The following is a 22,743-nucleotide window of genomic DNA, read 5'->3' on the forward strand; positions in this document are numbered from 1 at the left end:
TAAGAAGGCACAAACTAAAAATGGAGGTGGAACATGATGGGAAATAAAATCTTTGTCTGTATTCTTCTATTTATTAGTTTCTTTTTTAGTCAGCCTGTACTAGCTATTACGTTTCCGAATCGACCGCCACTTCCGGAAGTGGATCAACAACAAAATCAAAAAATCATGGTGATTGTTAAAAAAGAAGAGTTTGAACGCATAAATGAATTATTATCTAAGGAACCGCTAGTTGTCATTCATCAAACCTATCAACATGTGTTTTATGGATTTTCAATAGAAGGCCCTGTAAACGAACTAAATAAAATAAAAGAAAATAAAGCTGTGCTGCATGCGAGTCCAATCATTTCCTATGTGTCACAAATTAATGAAAGTGTTCCATTCATTGGAGGAGAAGAGGTAAGAGGCTTATTCGACACGGGTGATCAACGCTTAACAGGCAAAGGGGTAAAGGTGGCTGTCATTGACACGGGCATTGATTATGAGCATCCCGATTTACACAGGAATTTTGCCGGAGGCTACGATGTGATTGATGGTGATCAGGATCCAATGGAAACGTCAGATATAAAAGGGGAAGGTACCATCCATGGAACACATGTGGCAGGCATAATTGCGGCGAACGGCAAGCTAAGAGGAATGGCTCCAGAAGCGGAAATTATTGCGTACCGGGCATTAGGTCCAGGTGGTATGGGCACGTCAGATCAAGTAATCGCAGCAATCGACCGGGCAATTAAAGATAAAGTGGACATTATTAATTTATCACTAGGAAATAATGTGAACGGTCCGGATTGGCCAACAAGCCTGGCGCTTGACCGAGCAGTTGAAGCGGGGATTGTGGCTGTTACCTCCAGTGGAAATTCAGGTCCTGATCTTTGGACAGTGGGATCTCCGGGAACATCCTCCAAGGCTATCACAGTAGGAGCATCCTCTCCACCGATATATCTGCCATATCTATCTGTGGCTGGAGTGGAGAAAGAAATTCCGATCCATACATTACAAGGGGCAAAGCCATGGGATCTTAAATCGTTAGATGAAATCGAATATGTCGGTCTTGGCCGTGAAGTTGACATGAAAGACTCACTCAAAGGAAAAATAGCTCTTATTGAAAGAGGTAAGATTCCATTTATCGAAAAAGTGTTAAACGCAAAAAAACACGGTGCAAAAGCGGTTATCATTTATAATAATGTAAAAGGAAACTTTGCGGGCTCACTTGAAGTTCCATTAGATATAGCCGCCGCTTCCATTTCCAAGAAAGATGGGGTGGCAATAAAAAAACAAATTGAACAAAATCCGTCTATTCGAACCATTTATAAAAAAGAAGAAGATAAGCTGGCGGATTTTAGCTCAAGAGGTCCTGTCACAATGACATGGGCGATAAAGCCTGATATTGTTGCACCAGGGGTAGCAATTGACAGCACAGTACCTGACGGTTATTTATCCTTACATGGAACGAGCATGGCGGCACCACATGTTGCAGGAGCATGCGCACTTATAAAACAAGCTCATCCAAAGTGGACACCTGAACAAATAAAAGCTTCGCTTATGAACAATGCCGTTACCTTATTAGATGAAAAAGGGAAAAGATTAGCTCCAAATCAGCAAGGTGCGGGGAGAATAAATGTAAAACAAGCAATTGAAGCAGAAGTGCTCATCTATCCTGGGGCTCTATCATTCGGGCAGTTTGATACAAACCACCCAAGAACGAAAAAAATAGAAAAGGTAACCATTGATAATCAATCAAATATGAAGAAAACCATCACATTTCAAACGCCAAAAAATAAACCTGGCATCAGATGGGTACTTCCAGGAAAAATGGAGTTGGAGCCGGGAGAAAAGAAACAGGTGGAAGTGGGCGTTGATCTTACACCGAGTCAAATGAAACAGGGAATTTATGAAGGATGGCTATCAATCCAACAAGATGGAAAAACAGTCGAAATTCCATATGCGTATGTTATTGATGAGCCCAACTATCCTAGAATTATGGGGTTTGAGTTCACTTACGGTGACAAACCAAATGTGTTTAAATATCAAATGTACTTACCAGGTGGTGCAGATGAAGCCGGCATTGCGTTATATGATCCGGATTCACTAACATTTGTCGGGTATTTAGATTGGCTGCAACAAGCGCCGAGAGGGTTGATCGGCGGAGAAATAAATGCAGAAGAAATGAAGGTGCCTAAAGGCGATTATAAAGCCATTGTATTTGCGAAGAAAAATGGGCAGGAAAATTATTTAGAAACAGATATTTTACTAGGTGAATAATTAATTCGATAAAGCAAGTCAAGTACCAGTAAGCGTTTAAATGTGAACGAATTGTGAGGATTTGGTTGGATTGTGAACATTTTAACTTTAAACCAATTGACATCATATTTTCCCTATTGTATGCTATACGAGGGTATAATGATAAGGTTTACAATATCATTCAAATCCCATGTTTTACCCCCTAAATCCGTTAATAAATCAAGATAGAGGATTTATAAAATGCGACAAAAAAAACGCCATCCACTTCATGCGATGGGCCTCATGTCAGCTATCCTTTCCCAATTAGTTGGCTCTATTTTAATAGGTGTATTTACTGGGAAATGGATTGACAATTATTTAAAAACAGAGCCTCTGTTTTTGATCTTAGGCCTTCTGCTAGGACTAGCTGCTGGAGTTTATGCCATGCTGAAATTAGTCCACCACTATTTCTCAGGAGATTAACTATTTCATGTCTGATATGCAACTGATGTTTCAAAGATATAGAAAGTACATATTTTATCTGCTTGCCCTTTACGTTTTAGGCTGGGGATTTACGGAGTATCAGTCAGTATTTCTGGGGTTGCTTCTTGGGACATGCATAACTCTTTACAACCTGTGGATCATGGTAAGAAAGCACAAACAATTTGGACGCGCATTAGATGAAGGGCGGAAGGCGGGCTCATTGGGAACAACGTCCAGAATGGCAGCCGCCGGTGTAGCGGTATTTTTCGCACTAAAGTTTCCAGAGTATTTTGATTTAATTAGTGTCATTATTGGATTAATGACGATGTACATCGTTATTATGATAGATTTTGTTATTCAACATTCACGCGCTTAGTTTAGGAAGAGAGGTGAATCTATTGGGTCACGGAGCTCCTGTGAGGGATTTTTTAGGTCTTACTTTTAATTTATCAAATGTATTAATGATTACGATTGCCAGTTTAATCGTTTTTATCATCGCCTTTGCTGCAACACGCAATCTAGCGATGAAGCCGACAGGTATGCAGAATTTCATTGAATGGGTTGTTGATTTTGTCAAAAACATTATCGGCAGCACAATGGACTGGCAAACAGGCGGACGTTTTTTAACGCTGGGTATTACACTCCTGATGTATGTGTTTGTATCAAACATGCTGGGATTACCTTTTGCCATCGTTGTTGGACATGATTTATGGTGGAAATCGCCAACTGCAGATCCTGCAATTACATTAACACTTGCTATTTTAGTAGTAGCGTTAACACACTACTATGGAATCAAGATGAAGGGTGCATCTGAATATGGTAAGGACTTTTTCAAGCCGATGCCATTCATGTTTCCACTAAAGATAATTGAAGAATTTGCGAACACATTAACGCTTGGTCTTCGTCTTTACGGGAATATTTTTGCAGGTGAAATTCTTCTGGGCTTGCTTGTTAGCCTTGGAACAAGCGGTTATGCTGAAAGTTTTGGAAGCGGAATTCTCGGTTCGATTGTCGCAGCAATTCCAATGTTGGCATGGCAGGGATTTAGTATCTTTGTTGGTGCAATCCAAGCATTTATCTTCACTATGTTAACGATGGTGTATATGGCACACAAAGTGAGCCATGACCATTAATCAATATATGTTCAGTTCTCTTGAACTAAAACAAAAGGAATACTATTTTTCATACATTTAAAGGAGGAAATTTAACAATGGGTTTATTAGCAGCTGCAATTGCAATTGGTTTAGCGGCACTAGGTGCTGGTATTGGTAACGGTCTTATCGTATCTCGTACAGTAGAGGGAATCGCGCGTCAACCTGAAGCGCAAGGTAAATTACAAACTACAATGTTCATCGGGGTAGCATTAGTTGAGGCGATTCCAATCATCGCGGTAGTTATCGCATTCATCGTAATGGGATCATAATTCGATAAAATAAACATGTTTTCATATGGCGAAGATCATTCAAACCGAACCTTCGCCATTGCTTTATGCAAAGATATTTACACAATTGATGAAAATGGTTTGCTTTAATACTATGTAAAAAATAATAGGGTTTCGAGGAACGAGTAGTTCAAGGAAGCGACTGAGGAAGCACCGACTACCACAGGATGTGGTGACTTAGACGTTTCGCACAGGACGTGCGAGTATTTAGCCTAAGAACCTTATTGTGTGTACGTGAGGATGCTGACGAAGGAGCTGACGCAGAAATACGAAGTTCATCGGAAGCCGTGAACTACTTACCCATCATGGAACTCTTGAAGGGAGTGAAACCGAGCTATGTTAACTTTTGATCTTGCTGTAGGTGCGGCGACAGGCGGCCTTAACACAGGTGATATCGTATTCCAACTTATCATGTTCTTAATTCTTCTTGCATTGCTAGGTAAGTTTGCATTTGGACCAGTTATGAACATGATGAAGCAACGTGAGGATCATATTGCTAATGAAATTAATAGTTCTGAAGAAAGAAATAAAGAAGCACAAAAGCTGGTAGAAGAACAGCGCGAGTTATTAAAACAAGCGCGTCAAGAAGCTCAGGCTCTTGTAGAAAATGCGAAAAAGCTTGGTGAGCAACAGAAAGAAGATATCATCCAGGCAGCTCGTTCTGAAGCTGGTCGTTTGAAAGATTCAGCATTAAAAGAAATCGAGCAGGAAAAAGATCAGGCTGTTGCAGCATTACGCGAGCAGGTTGCATCATTATCCGTATTAATTGCTTCTAAAGTAATCGAAAAAGAGTTGAATGAACAAGAGCAAGAGAAATTGATCAATGACTACATTAATGAGGTAGGCGAAGGTCGATGAGCAAAGGAATCGTTGCAAAACGTTATGCAGTAGCTCTTTTTCAACTTGCAAAGGAACAAAATGTAATCGATCAAATCGAAAATGAATTACTTGTTGTAAAAGAAGTTTTTACAACGAATCAAGAACTTATAAATGTATTTAACCATCCAAAAGTTACAAATGAAGCAAAGAAATCAATAATCAAGGATGCATTCTCCGGCCTGTCACTGCCGGTTGTGAATACATTATATCTTTTAGTTGATCGTCATCGTGTGGATGTTGTAACAGAAATCGTTGATTACTTTGTACAAAGTGCAAATGAAGCCCGTGGAACAGAGGATGCGATCGTTTATTCCGTTCGCCCACTTTCAGATAGTGAGTTATCTGCCATTTCCGCTTCTTTCGCAAAAAAGATTGGCAAGACTTCACTTCGTTTGCAAAACGTAGTTGATTCCAAGCTAATCGGAGGCGTAAAACTTCGTATTGGTAATCGCATTTATGATGGTAGTATTAGCGGTAAGCTTGAACGTATAGAGCGACAATTAGTCGCAAACAGATCGTAGATAGGGGTGAAACTCATGAGCATCAAAGCTGAAGAAATTAGTGCGCTTATAAAAAAGCAAATCGAAAACTATCAGTCTGATATAAAAGTAAGCGATGTTGGTACTGTTATCCAAGTTGGGGATGGTATCGCTCGTGCTCATGGCCTCGACAATGTCATGGCTGGTGAGCTTGTAGAATTCGCAAACGGCGTTATGGGTATGGCTCAGAACCTTGAGGAAAATAACGTTGGTATCATTATTTTAGGACCTTTCACAGATATCCGTGAAGGTGATGAAGTTCGTCGTACAGGACGTATCATGGAGGTTCCTGTAGGTGAAGCATTAATCGGTCGTGTCGTTAACTCATTAGGACAACCAGTTGATGGTTTAGGTCCAATTGAAACAACAAAAACTCGTCCAATTGAAGCTCCGGCACCTGGTGTTATGGATCGTAAATCTGTTCATGAACCACTTCAAACAGGTATTAAAGCGATTGACGCTCTTGTACCAATCGGGCGTGGTCAACGTGAATTAATTATCGGTGACCGTCAAACAGGTAAAACATCTGTAGCAATCGATACAATCTTGAACCAAAAAGATCAAGATATGGTTTGTATCTACGTTGCAATCGGTCAAAAAGAATCAACAGTTCGTGGTGTTGTTGAAACATTACGTAAACACGGTGCATTAGATTACACAATCGTTGTAACAGCTTCTGCATCACAACCAGCTCCAATGTTATTCTTGGCTCCATATGCTGGAGTAACAATGGGTGAAGAGTTCATGTACAATGGCAAGCACGTTCTTGTTGTATATGATGATTTAACAAAACAAGCTTCGGCATACCGTGAGCTTTCATTATTACTTCGTCGCCCTCCAGGCCGTGAAGCTTACCCTGGTGACGTTTTCTACTTGCATTCTCGCTTACTCGAGCGTGCTGCAAAACTAAGTGATGCAAAAGGTGCAGGTTCTCTAACTGCATTACCATTCATCGAGACACAAGCAGGTGACGTTTCGGCTTATATCCCAACAAACGTTATCTCAATCACTGATGGACAAATCTTCCTTCAGTCTGACCTCTTCTTCTCTGGTGTTCGTCCAGCGATTAACGCAGGTTTATCTGTATCTCGTGTTGGTGGATCAGCGCAAATTAAAGCGATGAAGAGTGTTGCAGGTACATTACGTCTGGACCTTGCTTCATACCGTGAACTTGAAGCATTTGCTCAATTCGGATCTGATCTTGATAAAGCAACACAAGCAAAATTAAACCGTGGTGCTCGTACAGTTGAAGTACTGAAACAAGGTCTTAACAAACCTTTAAAGGTTGAAAAACAAGTTATGATTCTATATGCATTAACAAAAGGATTCTTAGATGATATCCCTGTAGAAGATATCAATCGTTTTGAAGATGAGTTCCATGCATACACAGAACAAAATCATAAAGCTGTCTTAGAAGAAATCCGTACAACTGGTAAACTTCCAAAAGATGAAGCAATAATAGCAGCGATCGAAGGATTCAAAAAGACATTTGCTCCTTCTGAACAATAATTTATATGAGTGAAGGCTCTCTGAGCTTTCACTCAGCATGTTATAGATGATTTTTTAGAAAAACTTGGCTTGTCGCCAAGCTAATGGCGAAAGCCTTAGTTTTTCTTATACTATCATCCATGAAAATTTTATTCCTTGCGATAGTATAAATAAAGGTGGTGAAAACCTTTGGCATCATTACGCGACATAAAATCAAGAATCACTTCTACTAAGAAGACAAGTCAGATTACAAAAGCGATGGAGATGGTTTCAGCTGCAAAGCTTAACCGTGCTGAAAACAATGCGAAAGCATTTGGACCTTATATGGAAAAAATCCAGGAGGTTGTTGCAAGCATCGCGAACGGTAGCACAGACGTAAGTCATCCTATGTTAGAGAGCAGACCTGTTAAGAAAACGGGATACTTGGTCATCACGTCAGATCGTGGATTGGCAGGAGCATTTAACAGTAGTGTTTTACGTGCTGTATACCAAACAATTCAAAAACGTCACAAGTCGAATGATGAATTTGTGATCATTGCAATCGGTAAAATGGGCCGTGATTTCTTTAAAAAGCGTGGAATGAACGTGATTTCAGAAATTACTGGTATCGGTGACGAAACATCTTTTGCTAGCATTAAGGACATTGCAAGTGGTGCAGTAAACATGTTTGCAGACGGATCTTATGATGAGCTATATTTGTACTACAACCACTTCGTTAGTGCGATTCAACAAGATGTGACAGAGAAGAAGCTTCTTCCTCTTTCCGGTATTTCTTCAAGCAAAGGTTTAACTTCTTATGAGTTTGAACCAAACCAAGAAGAAATCCTTGAAGTGCTGTTACCACAGTATGCTGAAAGTCTCATCTATGGAGCACTACTTGATAGTAAGGCTTCTGAGCACGCAGCTCGTATGACAGCAATGAAAAATGCAACTGATAATGCAAAAGAACTTATCAATGGACTTACTTTGACATACAACCGTGCGCGTCAAGCTGCGATCACTCAGGAAATCACAGAGATCGTTGGTGGAGCGGCGGCATTGGAATAGACAGTATTCTATTTAAAATATAGACATCGTACTTAGTGTTGGTGTCTAGCTCCAGGCGCCATCGGCTCGAGTCATAAGTCAAATAGGAATTGAAGGTAAAGAACACCTTCTATTCCTATTCGCCTTATGCTTGTCGCCGATTAGCGGGCGCCTTACGCATTTCATGATAGGAGGGAAAACGATGAATAAAGGACGCATTACTCAAATTTTGGGTCCGGTTGTTGACGTAAAGTTCGAGAGCGGTCAACTGCCTGACATTTATAATGCCCTTACAATTAAAACAGAAGCGAATGAAAATGAAGTCGCGATCGATCTTACTTTAGAAGTTGCCCTGCATTTAGGTGATGATACAGTTCGTACAGTTGCGATGTCTACAACTGATGGACTAGTTCGTGGAGTAGAGGTTACTGACACAGGTGCACCTATTTCGGTTCCTGTTGGTGATGTAACATTAGGTCGTGTATTTAACGTATTAGGTGAAAACATTGACTTAGATCAACCGATTGCAGCAGATGCTCGTCGTGATCCTATTCATAGAGCAGCTCCTAAATTTGATCAACTTTCAACAGAAGTTGAAATTCTTGAAACTGGAATTAAAGTAGTAGACTTACTTGCTCCTTATATCAAAGGTGGTAAGATCGGTCTATTCGGTGGTGCCGGTGTAGGTAAAACTGTATTAATCCAGGAATTAATCAATAACATCGCACAAGAGCACGGCGGTATCTCAGTATTCGCCGGTGTAGGTGAGCGTACTCGTGAAGGAAATGACCTTTACCACGAGATGACTGACTCTGGTGTTATTAAGAAAACAGCGATGGTATTCGGTCAGATGAATGAGCCGCCTGGTGCGCGTATGCGTGTTGCCTTAACTGGTCTTACAATGGCTGAATTTTTCCGTGATGATCAAGGACAAGACGTTCTATTCTTCATGGATAACATCTTCCGTTTCACTCAAGCAGGTTCAGAGGTTTCCGCCCTACTTGGACGTATGCCATCTGCCGTTGGTTACCAACCAACTCTTGCAACTGAAATGGGTCAATTACAAGAGCGTATCACATCTACTAACGTAGGTTCTGTTACATCTATCCAAGCAATTTACGTTCCAGCCGATGACTATACGGATCCGGCTCCTGCAACGACTTTCGCTCACTTAGATGCAACAACAAACTTAGAACGTAAATTATCTGAGATGGGTATTTACCCTGCGGTGGATCCTCTTGCTTCAACTTCACGTGCATTGTCACCTGAAATCGTTGGAGATGAGCACTATGCTGTAGCTCGTCAAGTACAACAAACTTTACAACGTTATAAAGAGCTTCAAGATATCATTGCAATCTTAGGTATGGATGAGCTTTCTGAAGAAGATAAATTAACAGTTGCACGTGCTCGTCGTGTTCAATTCTTCTTATCTCAAAACTTCCACGTTGCGGAACAGTTTACTGGCCAAGCTGGTTCTTATGTTCCTGTTAAAGAAACAGTTCGTGGATTCAAAGAGATTCTAGAAGGTAAGTATGACCACCTTCCAGAGGATGCGTTCCGTCTTGTTGGACGTATTGAAGAAGTTATTGAAAGTGCAAAACAAATGGGTGTAGAAGCCTAATCTTGGGACCTAGGAGGGTATGAGTATGAAGACAGTATTAGTTAATGTCGTTACTCCCGATGGCCCAGTTTACGATGCAGACGTAGAGATGGTGAGTGTAAAAGCTCAAAGTGGTGAACTTGGTATTTTACCAGGCCATATTCCAATGGTTGCTCCATTACAAATTGGAGCAGTTCGCCTAAAGAAAGGGAGCAGCACTGAATTCGTTGCAGTAACTGGCGGTTTTATCGAAGTCCGACCTGATAAGGTAACAATTTTAGCTCAAGCAGCTGAAACTGCGGAATCAATTGATGTAAACCGTGCACAAGCAGCTAAAAAACGTGCTGAAGAGCGTCTTAATCAAAAAACAGAAGATATCGATTTCAAACGAGCTGAATTGGCATTAAAACGTGCTATCAACCGTTTAGATGTAACGAGATAACAAAAAAAGGATGGTGCCCTTAGCACCATCCTTTTTTATTTATACTATCAGAAAGCATTTGAATTTAAGAAAAGAACTAAGGCTTTCTCCATTAGGGCATGGCGATTAACCAAGTTTTTCTAATTACAGCGTTTTTCCATCCGCTGATAACGTCTTAATAACTCCTGCTTCTCTGCATCTTTATTCATTAAATAAAATTGAGGAAATAAGTTCTGAAAATATTGATTATAACGGCCGTAACGGACTCCCATAACATATTGATAATCACCATAAGCATAAGCCTCTACAAGCCATTCTGCTTTGTTAGGGTGCTGTTTAACTAATACATCACACACATAAATACCCATGCTTGTCTCAAACTCTTCAATCGTCACCTGTAAATCAAAGAAACTATTATTTTTAAATAATGAAAAATACAAATTTTCCAATGCAATAAGACTGTTCTTTGAATCATCAAGGGCGACTTGGTATTCATTTGCAATTTCCATTAATAGGTGAAGATGTTCTTGTCGGAATTCGTAATAAAATGCTTGCGCTGCGTAAATATTATCAAAAGAAGGTAATTGTTTTGCATATTCCAATGTTGCATCATATTGATGATCAAAATTAAGTTGCATCTAACTCCCCCTTTTTCATAGGTTGTTCTCGTAAAAATTGTTGCTCATGAATCCTATTTTGACTCTATAGTGGAGCGCAATAAAACGAACATATTTTAACAACAAGACTTCTTAAATGATTCCATGAAAGTATACCACACAATTTACAAATGAAAATCTGTAACAATTATTTCATAAATGAGGAATATAGTGGGTATCTTCCCGTAGTAAAATAAATATTGTGTGTACTTTGTAAAATCATAGACACCATTCATTAAATTTTTGTTAAAAACAAAAATCAATCATGTTACAGGATTTTCCCTATATAATAGTCAAGGGTATATACCGAAGAAACTAAGTCTAAAAACACGGAAATATTTACATTTTTAAATAGGAAAATATGAGGTTGTTTTTTGGCTTAAATCAGGTAAGATTGAGATTGCTGTGTGTCTTTAAAATAAGCGTTATTCTCAAGTGATATGAGGATAAGTGGAGGGGTGAAGTATGCCCGATTATGGACAACTGGCCTTAATCAGTATGATCGTGCACCTAGCCTTCATCATTGTAACGTGGTGGGCCTTACAAGCACTAAATATTGATAAATGGATAAAAGCGGGCAAAGTGATTCAAGCAAGAGTACTTCTCATATTGTTAACTATCGCTATTGGATCTATTGTAAGTAATTTTTTCCTGGATTATTTATTATGGTCTCAGCAACTTCCAACACTATTCTAACAAGGGGTTTACCACTTTTTGAAAGAGGGAATGTATGGTTACATATGCGTTTGGGATAACAAAGAATGATTTCCACCTTGTCTAATATTGACGAGTTTTTCCACGTATGGACACTGATAATCCGGTAACAATGTTACTAAGGAGAGGAAGTGACCGTATATGAGAAATAAAGGGATAGGAATGATGGTTTTAACGTTATCAATTATCTTCAGTTTGGTAGCCAATCATATAGTAGCGCTTGAGAATCAATCAAAATTATCATCCATTGCAGAACGGATGGAAAACGAAAATGTAGAGATTTCGAAATGGTCTTTATATTCAAAAAAGTTTGTCGAAAATAAATCTATACAAGAATTGAAACAAATGACGAAGCAATATCGTCAATATACTTGGACGTATAAACATGAAGACGACGTGTTTAAAGCGATCGGTGTTTATGAAAATAAAGAAAAAAATATAACGGAAAAACTCCAGTTTCTCGCCACCCTCACAAATGATGAAAAACAATCGTATATCCTTTATGAGGTCATAGGTGTAGGTACTAATCGCAATTGGAATGATATGGATACATTCTTTACTCAAAGATCATTCGACATTTTCCAAGAAAATCCTACAATATATGCTTGTATCGAAGGCATAGTAGGTGATAAGATGGAAGAAGTTTTGAATGAGACAATGGATGAATTACTAACAGAGTTCAACGCAAAACCGATTGAAGAGCTCACGGAACAAGATTTTCTTTCGGTATCAGCTAAGACCTCACTTTGGGAAGATTATATTCCAACAAAAGAAGATAAGATGAACATTCAAATTGCATTAAGATCTGACGGAATGGGCGATAAAACTACGGTCGTTATAGGAACACCAATCATTACGTCTGAATATTAATATAGAGAAATTGGGACGCGGAGGGGAATAATTTGGAAAAAATCATCGTCCGCGGCGGTCGTAGGTTAAACGGCACTGTAAAAGTTGAAGGAGCAAAAAATGCCGTTCTACCAGTTATCGCTGCATCTTTATTAGCAAGTGAAGAAAAAAGTATAATCTGTGATGTACCTACGCTCTCCGATGTGTATACAATTAATGAAGTTCTTCGCCATCTAGGCGCGGATGTACATTTTGAAAATAATCAAGTGATTGTAGATGCATCAAAAGAGCTAAAAACAGAAGCACCATTTGAATATGTAAGAAAAATGCGCGCATCTGTTTTAGTTATGGGAGCATTATTAGCTCGTAATGGTCATGCACGTGTTGCATTACCAGGTGGCTGTGCAATTGGCTCACGTCCAATTGACCAACACTTAAAAGGTTTTGAAGCAATGGGAGCTTCTATTAAAGTTGGTAACGGCTTTATTGAAGCAGAGGTAAATGGAAGACTAAAGGGAGCAAAAGTATATTTAGACTTCCCAAGCGTTGGCGCAACAGAAAACATTATAATGGCAGCAGCTCTTGCAGATGGAACAACTGTCCTTGAAAATGTAGCGAAAGAACCTGAAATTGTGGATCTAGCTAATTATATCAATGCCATGGGTGGAAAAATCCGTGGAGCTGGTACAGGAACAATTCGTATTGAAGGTGTGGAAAAATTAACAGGTGCACACCACACAATCATTCCTGACCGCATTGAAGCAGGTACATTTATGGTCGCTGCAGCGATAACTGGTGGAAATGTCCTTGTCAAAGGAGCCGTTCCTGAGCACTTAACATCACTAGTAGCAAAAATGGAAGAAATGGGCGTAAAAATCGTCGAAGAAAAAGAAGGTTTACGTGTCATCGGACCGGAAAAACTGAAGTCTGTCGACATCAAAACTATGCCACATCCAGGATTCCCAACAGACATGCAATCACAAATGATGGCATTGCTATTATGTGCAAACGGAACAAGTATGATCACAGAAACAGTTTTCGAGAACCGCTTCATGCATGTTGAAGAATTCCGTCGCATGAATGGAGATATTAAAATTGAAGGACGTTCTGTTATCATCAACGGACCTGTCAAGCTGCAAGGTGCTGAAGTAGCAGCAACAGACCTACGTGCAGGCGCAGCACTTATCCTGGCAGGACTATGTGCAGAAGGCCACACTCGTGTTACTGAACTTAAGCATTTAGATCGTGGTTATGTAGCATTCCACGAAAAACTTGCAGGCATCGGCGCAGACATCGAACGTGTGAAAGAAGAAATTACAACATTTACGTCTGATCAGCAGCAAGCTGCCGTATCAGATTAATATGCCTTTATAAAAGAAGCAGAAGTCTAAAATGGCGATCTGCTTCTTTTATTTTTTAACGACTTTATTAGAGTGCCTATTTTTGAGGGAGTTTATACATAGATTAAGGGATTTTTTCAAATACAGCACTGGAGTGGGGACGAGCTTAAGAATCATCCAATGATTCGACCAGTTTTTTGAATGATTACGCTAACAATTTAAGTTTTTCAACCACAATACAAAAGAATTCGATTAACTTTCTAATTAATTGCGCATACATTAAAAATGATTGTCCATTCCCACTAAAATAGTACATTGTCCATATTTTTTTCAGTCATAATTGCTTGTCCACGGCCATAAGATGAACTATAGACATACTACTCATCCTAAACCAATTGGAGGCCGAACATGAAACCAGTTAAACCAATTCTCTTCGCATTTGGGGGATTATTTATCATTATACTCCTCATTCCGACACTACTCGTTACACCATTTATGGAGCAATCAAAGGGAAAATTGGGGGAAGAATTAACCGTCGCAAAATCGGAGGTACCAGTGCTTGCTGAGTCGCCATTAGATGTACCTGTATACCGCAGCCAAACAAAACAAATCGAATCCATTCCTCTGGAAGAGTACGTGATTGGTGTTGTTGCATCTGAAATGCCTGCAGAGTTTGAAGCAGAAGCATTAAAGGCACAGGCACTAGCAGCGAGAACATATATTACAAAACAGCTTATGAATGGACCAATAAGTACACCTGATGGTGCAGCTGTAACAGACACTCAAATGCATCAAGTATATAAAAATCCGGAAGAGTTAAAAGCCATTTGGGGAGACAAATATGAATCAAAGCTGCAAAAAATCACAGCAGCCGTTGCAGCGACACAAGGAAAAATCCTTACATATCAAGACCAGCCAATTGATGCATCATTTTTCTCAACAAGCAATGGATATACAGAAAACTCTGAGGCTTATTGGACAGAAGCCATTCCTTATTTGAAAAGTGTAAAAAGCTCATGGGACAAAAATTCTCCTAAATTTTACGATAAAAAAGTGATTACGATTAAAGACTTTGAAAGTACATTAGGCGTAAAGCTCGATACATCAAGCGGGACAGTTGGAAAAATAACCGAACTAACACCAGGAAAACGCGTCGCTAAGGTTGAAATAGATGGAAAGCAGTTTACTGGAAGGCAAATAAGAGAAGAATTAGGCCTAAAATCAAGTGATTTCACATGGGAAATCAAAGGTGACTCCGTTGTGATTGAAACAAAAGGGTTTGGCCATGGAGTCGGAATGAGCCAATACGGGGCAAACTTTATGGCGGAAGATGGCAAAACATATGAACAAATTATTGCTCATTATTATAATGGAACAAAGGTATCTGAAGCAGAACCATTCTTATCTAAATATACAGCCAAAAATTAAAGGAGCCCTCGGGCTCCTTTTCGGTTTCGCTGATATATTCTTCAGTTCGCTGATATATCGTCGAATTCGCCGATAAATTCTGCTTTTCGCTGATAACCCCCCAAAACCCGCCGATAAATTAATTCGAAAAAAACTTCCGTTTCGCAATCCAATAAGAAACGGCCACACCAATTGTATCTTTTATAAAATCAATCACAGTCGCAGAGCGTGCCGGAACAAAGGATTGATGAATTTCATCTGTTAGCCCGTAAGCAACCGAAATAACAGCCGCAATGATACTTGCTTTTTCTGTCCATTTGCCATGTGCCATAAAAGCAAAGGCTATGAACCAATAAAGAATCGCAAATTCAATAAGATGCAGAGATTCCTTTAATAATGCATCAAACGAAAGCTGTGTGTCCACAATCGCATCTGCCGGAAAGCTTGATAATGTCCAAATAAAGGCCATATATAGAATAGGCAACAGCGTAAAGACAATTTTTTTCATCTATCAATACTCCTATCTCATCGTTCTAAAAAATTTTTTAAAAAGGCATACATATTATTATAAACATTGCGCAAACTAATTTTAAAAAATTTTTTTACAGGATGTGTATATAATTCAGATAATCTGTTCAGACTGATTTCTGAGGTGATGATAGAATGAGAGAGGAAGAAAAGAAACGTACTTCTCAAACTAAAGTTCAACAATTTTTCAGAAAACGTTGGGTATTTCCGGCAATTTACCTAATGAGTGCAGCAGTTATCCTTACAGCAGTATTATGGTACCAAAACATCAGCAACAATGTTGCAGAGGATTTGCAAAATAATCAAGACGAAATCGCATTAGATGAGCAGGAAGCAGTTGAAGTAAACGCAACAAAAGAAAACTTCACAATGCCAGCAGTAGATGCTGAAGCAGTAAACGTTGTGAAAAAGTTTTATGACCCGAATGCAACAACAGAAGAGCAAGAAGCAGCACTTGTATTCTATAACAATACGTATAGAATGAACAAAGGAATCGACATCGCAAGAGAAGATCAAAAGCAATTCGATGTTGTAGCATCACTAAGTGGTACTGTAACAAAAGCTGAAAAAGATCCAATCTTAGGATTTGTTGTAGAAATTGAGCACGAAAACGAAGTCGTAACAGTATACCAATCATTAGCAGAAGCTAGTGTACAAGCAGGCGACAAAGTTGAGCAAAACGAAGTAATCGGTAAATCTGGTGAAAATCTTTACAATGAAGAAGATGGCAACCATGTTCACTTTGAAATCCGCCAAGCAGGCACAGCTGTAAATCCAGAAAGCTTCATGGGTAAGCCGGTAACATCCATTGAAGAAGCTGCTGAAGAAGAAGCAACAGAAGAAGAAGTAAGTGAAGAAGCACCAGCTCCAGCAGGTGAAACGGAAGAAGCTCCAGCTGAAGAAGAAAAACCAGCTGAAGAAGCTCCAGCAAAAGACACTGAAACACCAAAAGAAGACACTGACAAATCAGAAAAAGCCCCTAAATCAGACAAAGACGCTGACAAAGGCGCAGAATAAGCCGGGACACAGGGACAGGTTCCTTGTCCCTCCAACGATACGAGGTTGAACTCAAACTACTCAGAGATCAACCTCGATTTTTTATGTAATCATTAGGTACGACCTTCACTATTAGGACTTGACGGAAAGCCACGTTTTTCTAACGAACCAAAACAAGCCGAACCCCAATCCCCCACCACATGTATTTAATAGCAGATCATCCACATCAAAAGCTCCTACCCGAAATAGAAATTGAAATCCTTCAACAGACAACGACAAGACAAAAGTCCAAAGAACTGCCTTGTAAATTGTGTCGACCATCTTCCATAAAGTCGGCAGAAAAAAGCCAAACGGAAGAAAAGCCAATATATTTCCGATAAACGGGTCAGTTAGCGAAAAGCCGTCAAAATTGTGAAAATAGGCACCGATTGTCCTAAAAGGAACAAGGTTATAAGCAACCTCACCCTCAACAGACTGCCGGTACGCAGAGAAAAACAATAAATACAAAAGCAATGAAAAATAACTTAGAAAAAAATATAGAGAAGTAATGTTTTTATCTTCATAATAGGATAAAGATACCAAAATTCACGGCAAATGGCGATAGACCGCAAAAAAAGTTGTCGAAGAAAAAATATCCTTAATTTTCAATTTTTTATTGACCAGCTATATCTTTTCCATACATAATAAGACATGTTAAAGCTGTCAGGAGGTGTATTCAGTATATCATAATATGATAACGCTTACAATTATATGAAGGAGGAGAGTCCAATATGATGACATTATTCTTGATGCTTGCTTTAACTCTTTTTAGTCTTATTTTTTGTTTAAGAAAGAAAAAACCTCAGTTTTTACTCATACCGGTTGTAACACTGCTTATTTACTTCGTTGTCCAAATTGCATTAGTACCTGCACCATTTTTAGAAACAATAAAATTCATCTTCAGTCTGTCTTAAGGTTCCGAGTGATCATTCATTTTCAGGAGGTGCTTTATGAAAAAAATTGATAAAAAAGTAGCGGATGCCTATTTTAGAGAACGAACTAGAAACATTGTCATTTACTTAATCATTGGGGCATTATCATCATTCGGTATTGTCTTATTTGCGGAGTTTTTCAGCGGCTTTACGATTAACGGCTTTCCTTTTCACTATTTCATGGGGGCGCAGGGGGCTGTTGTGGTCTTTATCCTTTTATTATTTATTAACGCAAAAGTCAGTGATTCAATTGATAAAAAGTATGGCATTGATGAATCAAAAAATGAACAGCTTAGCGCCGGGAAAACGCTTGATCATTAAAAAAACGGAAAATATAAAATTGATATTATATTGATTAAAAGGGGATCAGATAAACTTTCACTAGCTAATGAGTACATAGGGGAGTGCTCAAGTTAATAAGGGGGATTTTTATTGGACGCTCAATTTATTGTTTCACTTGCTATTATTTTGCTTACTTTTGCCTTGTATATCGGAATTGCGGTCTACAATACAGCGAAGCAAACATCTGACTTTTATGTAGCAGGTCGCGGTGTTCCACCGATTTTTAATGGAATGGCCATCGGAGCGGATTGGATGAGTGCAGCCTCATTCATTGGGATGGCTGGTACGATTATGCTGCTTGGATATGATGGACTTGCTTATATTATGGGATGGACAGGTGGATACCTTCTATTAACCTTTCTGCTCGCGCCACAGCTACGTAAGTATGGTCGTTACACTGTACCGGAATTCATTGGAGATCGCTATAACAGTCACACGGCCCGCGTCATTGCGGCTGTATGTACGATCATTATCAGCTTTACCTACTCAATTGGGCAATTATCCGGGTCAGGAGTAGTTATTGGCCGCCTTTTTGAGATAGATGCAAAGCTTGGAACAATGATTGGCGTGGTACTTATTGCCTTTTACGCTGCCTTTGGTGGAATGAAGGGGATAACGTGGACACAGGTTGCGCAATACATTATCCTCATCATCGCTTATTTAATTCCGGTTATTTTCATGTCATTGCAAATTACAGGAAACCCTGCTCCATGGCTTTCGTATGGAAAAATTGTCGAGGAAATGGGGGAGCTTGATCGGCAGCTCGGGATCTCCGAATATTTTGCTCCATTTACGAACGGAACGAAATGGCAATTCCTTGCACTCATGTTTACGTTAATGGCAGGAACAGCTGGTCTTCCACACGTAATTGTTCGTTTTTACACGGTGTCAACAATGAAAGCGGCAAGATGGTCTGGGGCATGGGCGATTCTGTTTATCGGACTTTTATATTTATCTGCACCAGCATATGCTGCATTTTCGCGTTTTATTTTAATGACACAGGTTGCAGGACAAAAGCTATCTGAGCTGCCTGCTTGGACTGAATCATGGGTAAACACAGGAAAACTGCAAATTGCTGATGGAAATGGTGATGGCATTTTACAATGGAGCGAATTGATAATTTCCAATGATATTGTCGTAATGGCAACACCGGAAATCGCAAATCTTGGAATGTTCGTCATCGGTCTTGTTGCTGCAGGAGCAATGGCAGCTGCTCTATCAACAGCAGGCGGCCTAATGATCTCAATATCATCATCATTTGCACATGATATATACTATCGGGTGATGAAGCCAAATGCATCAGAAAAGAACCGTTTAGCCGTTGCTCGCTGGTCAATTGTCATTGCGACTGTATTAGCGGGGTTAATCGCGCTAAATCCACCGGGAGCAATCACACAAATCGTCGCATGGGCATTTGCGCTGGCATCAGGGACATTCTTCCCGGCACTGCTCATCGGAGTATGGTGGAAGCGTTCAAACACTCAAGGTGTCATCTCTGGAATGCTAGTCGGTTTAACGGTAACACTCATCTACATCTTTGCCTCTAAATACGGCGGTTTCACCATCGCCGGCATTATCGACACAGGCGCAGGTGTATTCGGAGCAGCCGCAGCCATCTTAACCAATATCATCGTCTCACTCTCAACAAAAGCACCATCCATCCAAACACAAGAAGAAGTCCTAAACCTACGCTACCCAGAACAAATGACATACAAAGACGGAGAAGTGTGGATGGACAAATAATGGGTCAAGGGGACAGGTCCCTTGTCCCTTTTTTGTGTGGGGTAAGAAAGTATAAACTTTTGTACTTAGCGTTCGTGTCTAGCTCCAGCGGCTAGCCCCTCGAGGTCATAAGCCAATTTGGAATTGAAGGCAAAGAACGCCTTCTATTCCAAATCGTCTTATTCGCCCGAGGTTAACCAAGGGGCTTGCGCTCTTCTTATGTGGGACAAGGTACCTGTCCCTCCGTCCCGACGATAAGACCATTGTCATGCATAAGAAGCAAAAAAAGTATGTCAAAAATCATATAGAAAAACAGATACCTAATTCAATAGATTCGTTTTTCTTTACAAATGGATATATTCATTTGTTTATCTGGAGGAATATGGTATTTGTAGTATGTATGAAAAATAACTACATAATCCATAAGGAGTGAATAGCATGTCAGGTATTATCCGTGTAACCCCGGCTGAACTGATTAGTATGGCCAATCGTTATTCAAGTGAAAGCAGTCAAGTTGGAGAACAAGTCTCTCGCTTAGATACGATGATTCGTGAGCTTGAAGGTATGTGGGAAGGTGAATCAAGCAGAGCATTCAGCGAACAATACCAATCATTAAGACCATCATTCATCCAAATGCAACAACTACTAGAAGACATTTCAACTCAACTTAACAGCACATCAAAAGCACTCGAAGACGCCGACCAACAAATCGCCGGCCAAATCAGAGGGTAAGTGGGACAAGGGGACAGGTACCTTGTCCCTTTCTTTATGGCGGGGCGGGACAAGGAACCTGTCCCCCCGACCCACCCCACACCTAGGAAAAACCACCTACACCACCACCCCCGAAAAATCCATCATTCTCACCATTCTTACATTATTTAACTATGTTATAGTTGAAAAGATTGGGAAATTTTGAATCTAATAAGGTTTGATTGATCCTGATTTAGGGTATATAAAAGTGTTTTAACGATTTGTAATGAACAATACATAGATAAGTCAGTAAAAGTAAAGAGGGAGATTACGTTGTCTTTATTTTATTATTATGGGCTTTTAAGGAAGAAACAAGAACAGCTACAACGACTGCAAGATTGCCATAGTCAACTGCAAGGCATTAAGCAGGAGTATTTGAATTATAACCAATCGGTTACCACCCCTGAGCTAACATCTACTACGTGGCAAGGCTCGATTGCCGACAAATTTGAGGATATTCGAACGGAAGGAATTCTTGTTTCCTACCAGGATCTTGAATCTACTCAACTCTCCAATGCTTTTTCAACCATTAACAGCAAAATGAGTAGTTTAAAAAGCGAAATCCTATCACTAAAGCAAACCATTCATACTCTTGAGTTAGAGATGCTGGAAGATGAATAACAACCAAAATAAAAAGTAAGGTAGAGATCATAATGGGAGAAATCAAATTTCAATATCATGATATAGAGCGTGTAGTAAAGGGAATGACGGGAGCTTCAACCTCTCTGGATCCCTCATTACCAAAGGATGTTGTGAAAAATAATCAACTGGATGTCACCAAGAAAATAGAAGAGATTAATAAGTCCCTAGAACAGATCATGACCAATTATCAACAGCTTTTAGCGCAAAATGAAGCAATGGTCACATCCTCTGTTGAGGCGATGAAAGCAACGGACGAATCGTTAAAAACATCCATGCTGCTACAAGGTGTTGCGGAGGTAGAGAAATGAAAGTATTAGATGTATCTGACTTACATGCATCACTTGATGACACAATTCAGGCAGTTACTGAAAAAATAGAAGGATTGGAAGCTATCGAGAAATCGATTGCTGAGCTGATTAATTTGGAGGGCTCGTTTACAGGAAAAGGGGCAACAGCCATTAAAAGCTACTACCAATCTTGTCATCAGCCCTTTTTATTCAAGCTGAAACAAATGCTTACTTCCTATAAAACAAAGCTAACAAGCTGCAAAGACAAAATGAACGGCTTTGAATCTGATCAAACGGGATATATCAACCAGGAATTTTTACAAGGTGAGCTAACGAATAAGCTGACAGCTGTTCAAAACTATACAAATGATGTAACAGCGGATGCGAATCAATACATCTCAAATGTATCAGATATTGTGACAGTCGACCTGTTGGACGATGGTGAAGTCAATCAGCAGGTGGAACAAGCAAAAAAATCAATCAATGATACAATAACAGATTTAGAAGACTTTGATGGAAAAAGCACATCTTCATTAGAGGAATTATCTGCTGATTTAGCAATATTAACAGCATACATAGAAGAAATGGGCACTAAGGCAGCTGTGAACCCTCGAAGTCTCGAAAACTTTCATCCATTACAGGCACTTCTAAATCCGACTCATGCTCTGTTAATGGGAAGCATTCGTTCAACACCCATGCATCTCATGACAAACGGTTCACTCGCAGCAAATCGTTCAACACAATCTATTTATGCCTATAACTCTTATTCAATGACACCATATCAATGGTTAGGGTTAAATTTCACCTCAACTACAAGCAAAACAACTGAGAAAGAAGTGGAAAAAACATCTCCATACCTAGTGGGAGACACAGTTGAAAAAGGTGATTTCACCTTTGAAGCAGGTGCAGGAAAGGTAGAGAATGATTGGTCAGGATATGGTGACGGAGATGGTCAGCTAGGCGGAAGCAGTAAGTTGAGCGGCATTCACACGGGTGTAAAGCATGATACAGGTGTGATGGATTCTAGCTTCGATCTACAAATTGGGGCAGCAGAGGCACAAGCAAGTGTCGGGGGAGAAAGTGTTCTTCCTTTAGTCAAAGCTGGTGGGACTGTCTATGCAGCAGAAATCAAGACACAGCTTGATGAAGAAATAGACTATGTCGGTCGTACAGGCTTACAAGCCAAAGGAGAGGTCCTAAAGGCGAATGCCTACGCCGGAGTTGACAATGCCTCAGTCGGTATCGCCGCTAAAGCGTCAGTAGCAGAGGGAGAGGTTTCAGGGATATTGCCTATTCCATTTATTGATTACAACATCAAGGGTACAATTGGCGGTTCAGCATTTGGTGTCGGAGGCGAAGCAAAAATCGGAAAAGAAACAATGCTTGATCTCCGGTTTATCCTCGGAATTAAACTAGGATTCAGTGTCGAAAAAGCAGAATAATCC

The 22,743-nt window shown here is 39.8% G+C and carries 26 protein-coding genes; 23 read left to right on the forward strand and 3 right to left on the reverse strand.

Going from position 1 to position 22,743, the window contains the following annotated elements; genetic code table 11:
* Positions 1 to 33: 33 nt before the first annotated feature.
* From AC0L8O_RS23835 to AC0L8O_RS23885, 11 genes are all read left to right on the forward strand, one after another.
* Positions 34 to 2,259: a S8 family serine peptidase gene (locus AC0L8O_RS23835; RefSeq protein ID WP_473445777.1), complete on the forward strand. Its 2,226-nt coding sequence runs from the start codon at positions 34 to 36 to the stop codon at positions 2,257 to 2,259.
* 219 nt (positions 2,260 to 2,478) lie between these two features.
* The gene (locus AC0L8O_RS23840) at positions 2,479 to 2,700 is read left to right on the forward strand and encodes an AtpZ/AtpI family protein (protein ID WP_026563107.1); all 222 of its coding nucleotides are present in this window, start codon (positions 2,479 to 2,481) and stop codon (positions 2,698 to 2,700) included.
* A 7-nt stretch (positions 2,701 to 2,707) separates the two neighbouring features.
* The gene (locus AC0L8O_RS23845) at positions 2,708 to 3,076 is read left to right on the forward strand and encodes an ATP synthase subunit I (protein ID WP_368658117.1); all 369 of its coding nucleotides are present in this window, start codon (positions 2,708 to 2,710) and stop codon (positions 3,074 to 3,076) included.
* Between the two features lie 22 nt (positions 3,077 to 3,098).
* Positions 3,099 to 3,833 carry a F0F1 ATP synthase subunit A gene (gene atpB / locus AC0L8O_RS23850; protein ID WP_473445780.1) on the forward strand — a complete coding sequence of 245 codons (735 nt, stop codon included), beginning with the start codon at positions 3,099 to 3,101 and terminating at the stop codon, positions 3,831 to 3,833.
* A gap of 77 nt (positions 3,834 to 3,910) precedes the next feature.
* Positions 3,911 to 4,123 (forward strand): F0F1 ATP synthase subunit C, encoded by a 213-nt coding sequence (gene atpE / locus AC0L8O_RS23855; protein WP_026563110.1) that lies wholly within the window; start codon positions 3,911 to 3,913, stop codon positions 4,121 to 4,123.
* Positions 4,124 to 4,477: 354 nt separating this feature from the next.
* Positions 4,478 to 4,999 (forward strand): F0F1 ATP synthase subunit B, encoded by a 522-nt coding sequence (gene atpF, locus AC0L8O_RS23860; protein WP_473445782.1) that lies wholly within the window; start codon positions 4,478 to 4,480, stop codon positions 4,997 to 4,999.
* Positions 4,996 to 5,541: a F0F1 ATP synthase subunit delta gene (locus AC0L8O_RS23865; RefSeq protein WP_473445784.1), complete on the forward strand. Its 546-nt coding sequence runs from the start codon at positions 4,996 to 4,998 to the stop codon at positions 5,539 to 5,541. The genes atpF and AC0L8O_RS23865 overlap by 4 nt, the downstream gene beginning before the upstream one ends.
* A gap of 15 nt (positions 5,542 to 5,556) precedes the next feature.
* Entirely contained in the window at positions 5,557 to 7,068 is a 1,512-nt protein-coding gene (atpA, locus tag AC0L8O_RS23870; protein WP_216775138.1) for a F0F1 ATP synthase subunit alpha, read from the forward strand.
* Positions 7,069 to 7,236: 168 nt separating this feature from the next.
* A complete protein-coding gene (locus AC0L8O_RS23875; protein WP_026563114.1) occupies positions 7,237 to 8,094 on the forward strand; it encodes a F0F1 ATP synthase subunit gamma in 858 nt (285 codons plus the stop codon).
* 181 nt (positions 8,095 to 8,275) lie between these two features.
* Positions 8,276 to 9,694: a F0F1 ATP synthase subunit beta gene (gene atpD / locus AC0L8O_RS23880; protein ID WP_026563115.1), complete on the forward strand. Its 1,419-nt coding sequence runs from the start codon at positions 8,276 to 8,278 to the stop codon at positions 9,692 to 9,694.
* A 25-nt stretch (positions 9,695 to 9,719) separates the two neighbouring features.
* Positions 9,720 to 10,115 (forward strand): F0F1 ATP synthase subunit epsilon, encoded by a 396-nt coding sequence (locus tag AC0L8O_RS23885; protein ID WP_026563116.1) that lies wholly within the window; start codon positions 9,720 to 9,722, stop codon positions 10,113 to 10,115.
* A gap of 119 nt (positions 10,116 to 10,234) precedes the next feature.
* On the opposite strand, the gene AC0L8O_RS23890 is transcribed toward AC0L8O_RS23885, so the two are convergent.
* Positions 10,235 to 10,732, reverse strand: a complete 498-nt coding sequence (locus tag AC0L8O_RS23890) for a hypothetical protein (RefSeq protein ID WP_473445786.1) — start codon at positions 10,730 to 10,732, stop codon at positions 10,235 to 10,237.
* 483 nt (positions 10,733 to 11,215) lie between these two features.
* Between AC0L8O_RS23890 and AC0L8O_RS23895 the strand changes: the two genes are divergently transcribed.
* From AC0L8O_RS23895 to spoIID, 4 genes are all read left to right on the forward strand, one after another.
* Positions 11,216 to 11,446 (forward strand): DUF1146 family protein, encoded by a 231-nt coding sequence (locus AC0L8O_RS23895; RefSeq protein ID WP_216775141.1) that lies wholly within the window; start codon positions 11,216 to 11,218, stop codon positions 11,444 to 11,446.
* A gap of 159 nt (positions 11,447 to 11,605) precedes the next feature.
* Entirely contained in the window at positions 11,606 to 12,334 is a 729-nt protein-coding gene (locus tag AC0L8O_RS23900) for a YwmB family TATA-box binding protein (RefSeq protein ID WP_473445788.1), read from the forward strand.
* Between the two features lie 32 nt (positions 12,335 to 12,366).
* Positions 12,367 to 13,674 carry a UDP-N-acetylglucosamine 1-carboxyvinyltransferase gene (gene murA, locus AC0L8O_RS23905; RefSeq protein WP_473445790.1) on the forward strand — a complete coding sequence of 436 codons (1,308 nt, stop codon included), beginning with the start codon at positions 12,367 to 12,369 and terminating at the stop codon, positions 13,672 to 13,674.
* Positions 13,675 to 14,061: 387 nt separating this feature from the next.
* The gene (spoIID, locus tag AC0L8O_RS23910) at positions 14,062 to 15,081 is read left to right on the forward strand and encodes a stage II sporulation protein D (protein WP_473445792.1); all 1,020 of its coding nucleotides are present in this window, start codon (positions 14,062 to 14,064) and stop codon (positions 15,079 to 15,081) included.
* A gap of 118 nt (positions 15,082 to 15,199) precedes the next feature.
* On the opposite strand, the gene AC0L8O_RS23915 is transcribed toward spoIID, so the two are convergent.
* Complete coding sequence (locus AC0L8O_RS23915) at positions 15,200 to 15,568, reverse strand: VanZ family protein (RefSeq protein ID WP_473445794.1); 369 nt, start codon at positions 15,566 to 15,568, stop codon at positions 15,200 to 15,202.
* Between the two features lie 155 nt (positions 15,569 to 15,723).
* Between AC0L8O_RS23915 and AC0L8O_RS23920 the strand changes: the two genes are divergently transcribed.
* Complete coding sequence (locus AC0L8O_RS23920; RefSeq protein ID WP_473445796.1) at positions 15,724 to 16,605, forward strand: peptidoglycan DD-metalloendopeptidase family protein; 882 nt, start codon at positions 15,724 to 15,726, stop codon at positions 16,603 to 16,605.
* 111 nt (positions 16,606 to 16,716) lie between these two features.
* Here the strand turns inward: AC0L8O_RS23920 and AC0L8O_RS23925 are convergent, their stop codons facing one another.
* Complete coding sequence (locus AC0L8O_RS23925) at positions 16,717 to 17,097, reverse strand: VanZ family protein (RefSeq protein ID WP_473445798.1); 381 nt, start codon at positions 17,095 to 17,097, stop codon at positions 16,717 to 16,719.
* A gap of 257 nt (positions 17,098 to 17,354) precedes the next feature.
* Here AC0L8O_RS23925 and AC0L8O_RS23930 point away from each other — a divergent pair, with 257 nt between their 5' ends.
* The 7 genes from AC0L8O_RS23930 to AC0L8O_RS23960 all read left to right on the forward strand — a co-directional run bounded on the left by AC0L8O_RS23930 (position 17,355) and on the right by AC0L8O_RS23960 (position 22,740).
* A complete protein-coding gene (locus AC0L8O_RS23930) occupies positions 17,355 to 17,537 on the forward strand; it encodes a hypothetical protein (RefSeq protein ID WP_026563124.1) in 183 nt (60 codons plus the stop codon).
* Positions 17,538 to 17,573: 36 nt separating this feature from the next.
* Entirely contained in the window at positions 17,574 to 17,876 is a 303-nt protein-coding gene (locus tag AC0L8O_RS23935; RefSeq protein WP_216775147.1) for a DUF4212 domain-containing protein, read from the forward strand.
* A gap of 111 nt (positions 17,877 to 17,987) precedes the next feature.
* Positions 17,988 to 19,640, forward strand: coding sequence for a sodium:solute symporter family protein (locus AC0L8O_RS23940; RefSeq protein WP_473445800.1), 1,653 nt, complete (start codon positions 17,988 to 17,990; stop codon positions 19,638 to 19,640).
* A gap of 417 nt (positions 19,641 to 20,057) precedes the next feature.
* Positions 20,058 to 20,351 carry a WXG100 family type VII secretion target gene (locus AC0L8O_RS23945; RefSeq protein WP_026563132.1) on the forward strand — a complete coding sequence of 98 codons (294 nt, stop codon included), beginning with the start codon at positions 20,058 to 20,060 and terminating at the stop codon, positions 20,349 to 20,351.
* A 393-nt stretch (positions 20,352 to 20,744) separates the two neighbouring features.
* The gene (locus tag AC0L8O_RS23950) at positions 20,745 to 20,990 is read left to right on the forward strand and encodes a hypothetical protein (RefSeq protein WP_473445802.1); all 246 of its coding nucleotides are present in this window, start codon (positions 20,745 to 20,747) and stop codon (positions 20,988 to 20,990) included.
* 32 nt (positions 20,991 to 21,022) lie between these two features.
* Positions 21,023 to 21,319, forward strand: coding sequence for a YwqI/YxiC family protein (locus AC0L8O_RS23955; RefSeq protein ID WP_251684935.1), 297 nt, complete (start codon positions 21,023 to 21,025; stop codon positions 21,317 to 21,319).
* The gene (locus tag AC0L8O_RS23960) at positions 21,316 to 22,740 is read left to right on the forward strand and encodes a T7SS effector LXG polymorphic toxin (RefSeq protein ID WP_473445805.1); all 1,425 of its coding nucleotides are present in this window, start codon (positions 21,316 to 21,318) and stop codon (positions 22,738 to 22,740) included. Before AC0L8O_RS23955 ends, AC0L8O_RS23960 begins: the two co-directional genes overlap by 4 nt.
* Positions 22,741 to 22,743: the final 3 nt, after the last annotated feature.

Source organism: Metabacillus sp. KJ11-3, assembly GCF_055808295.1.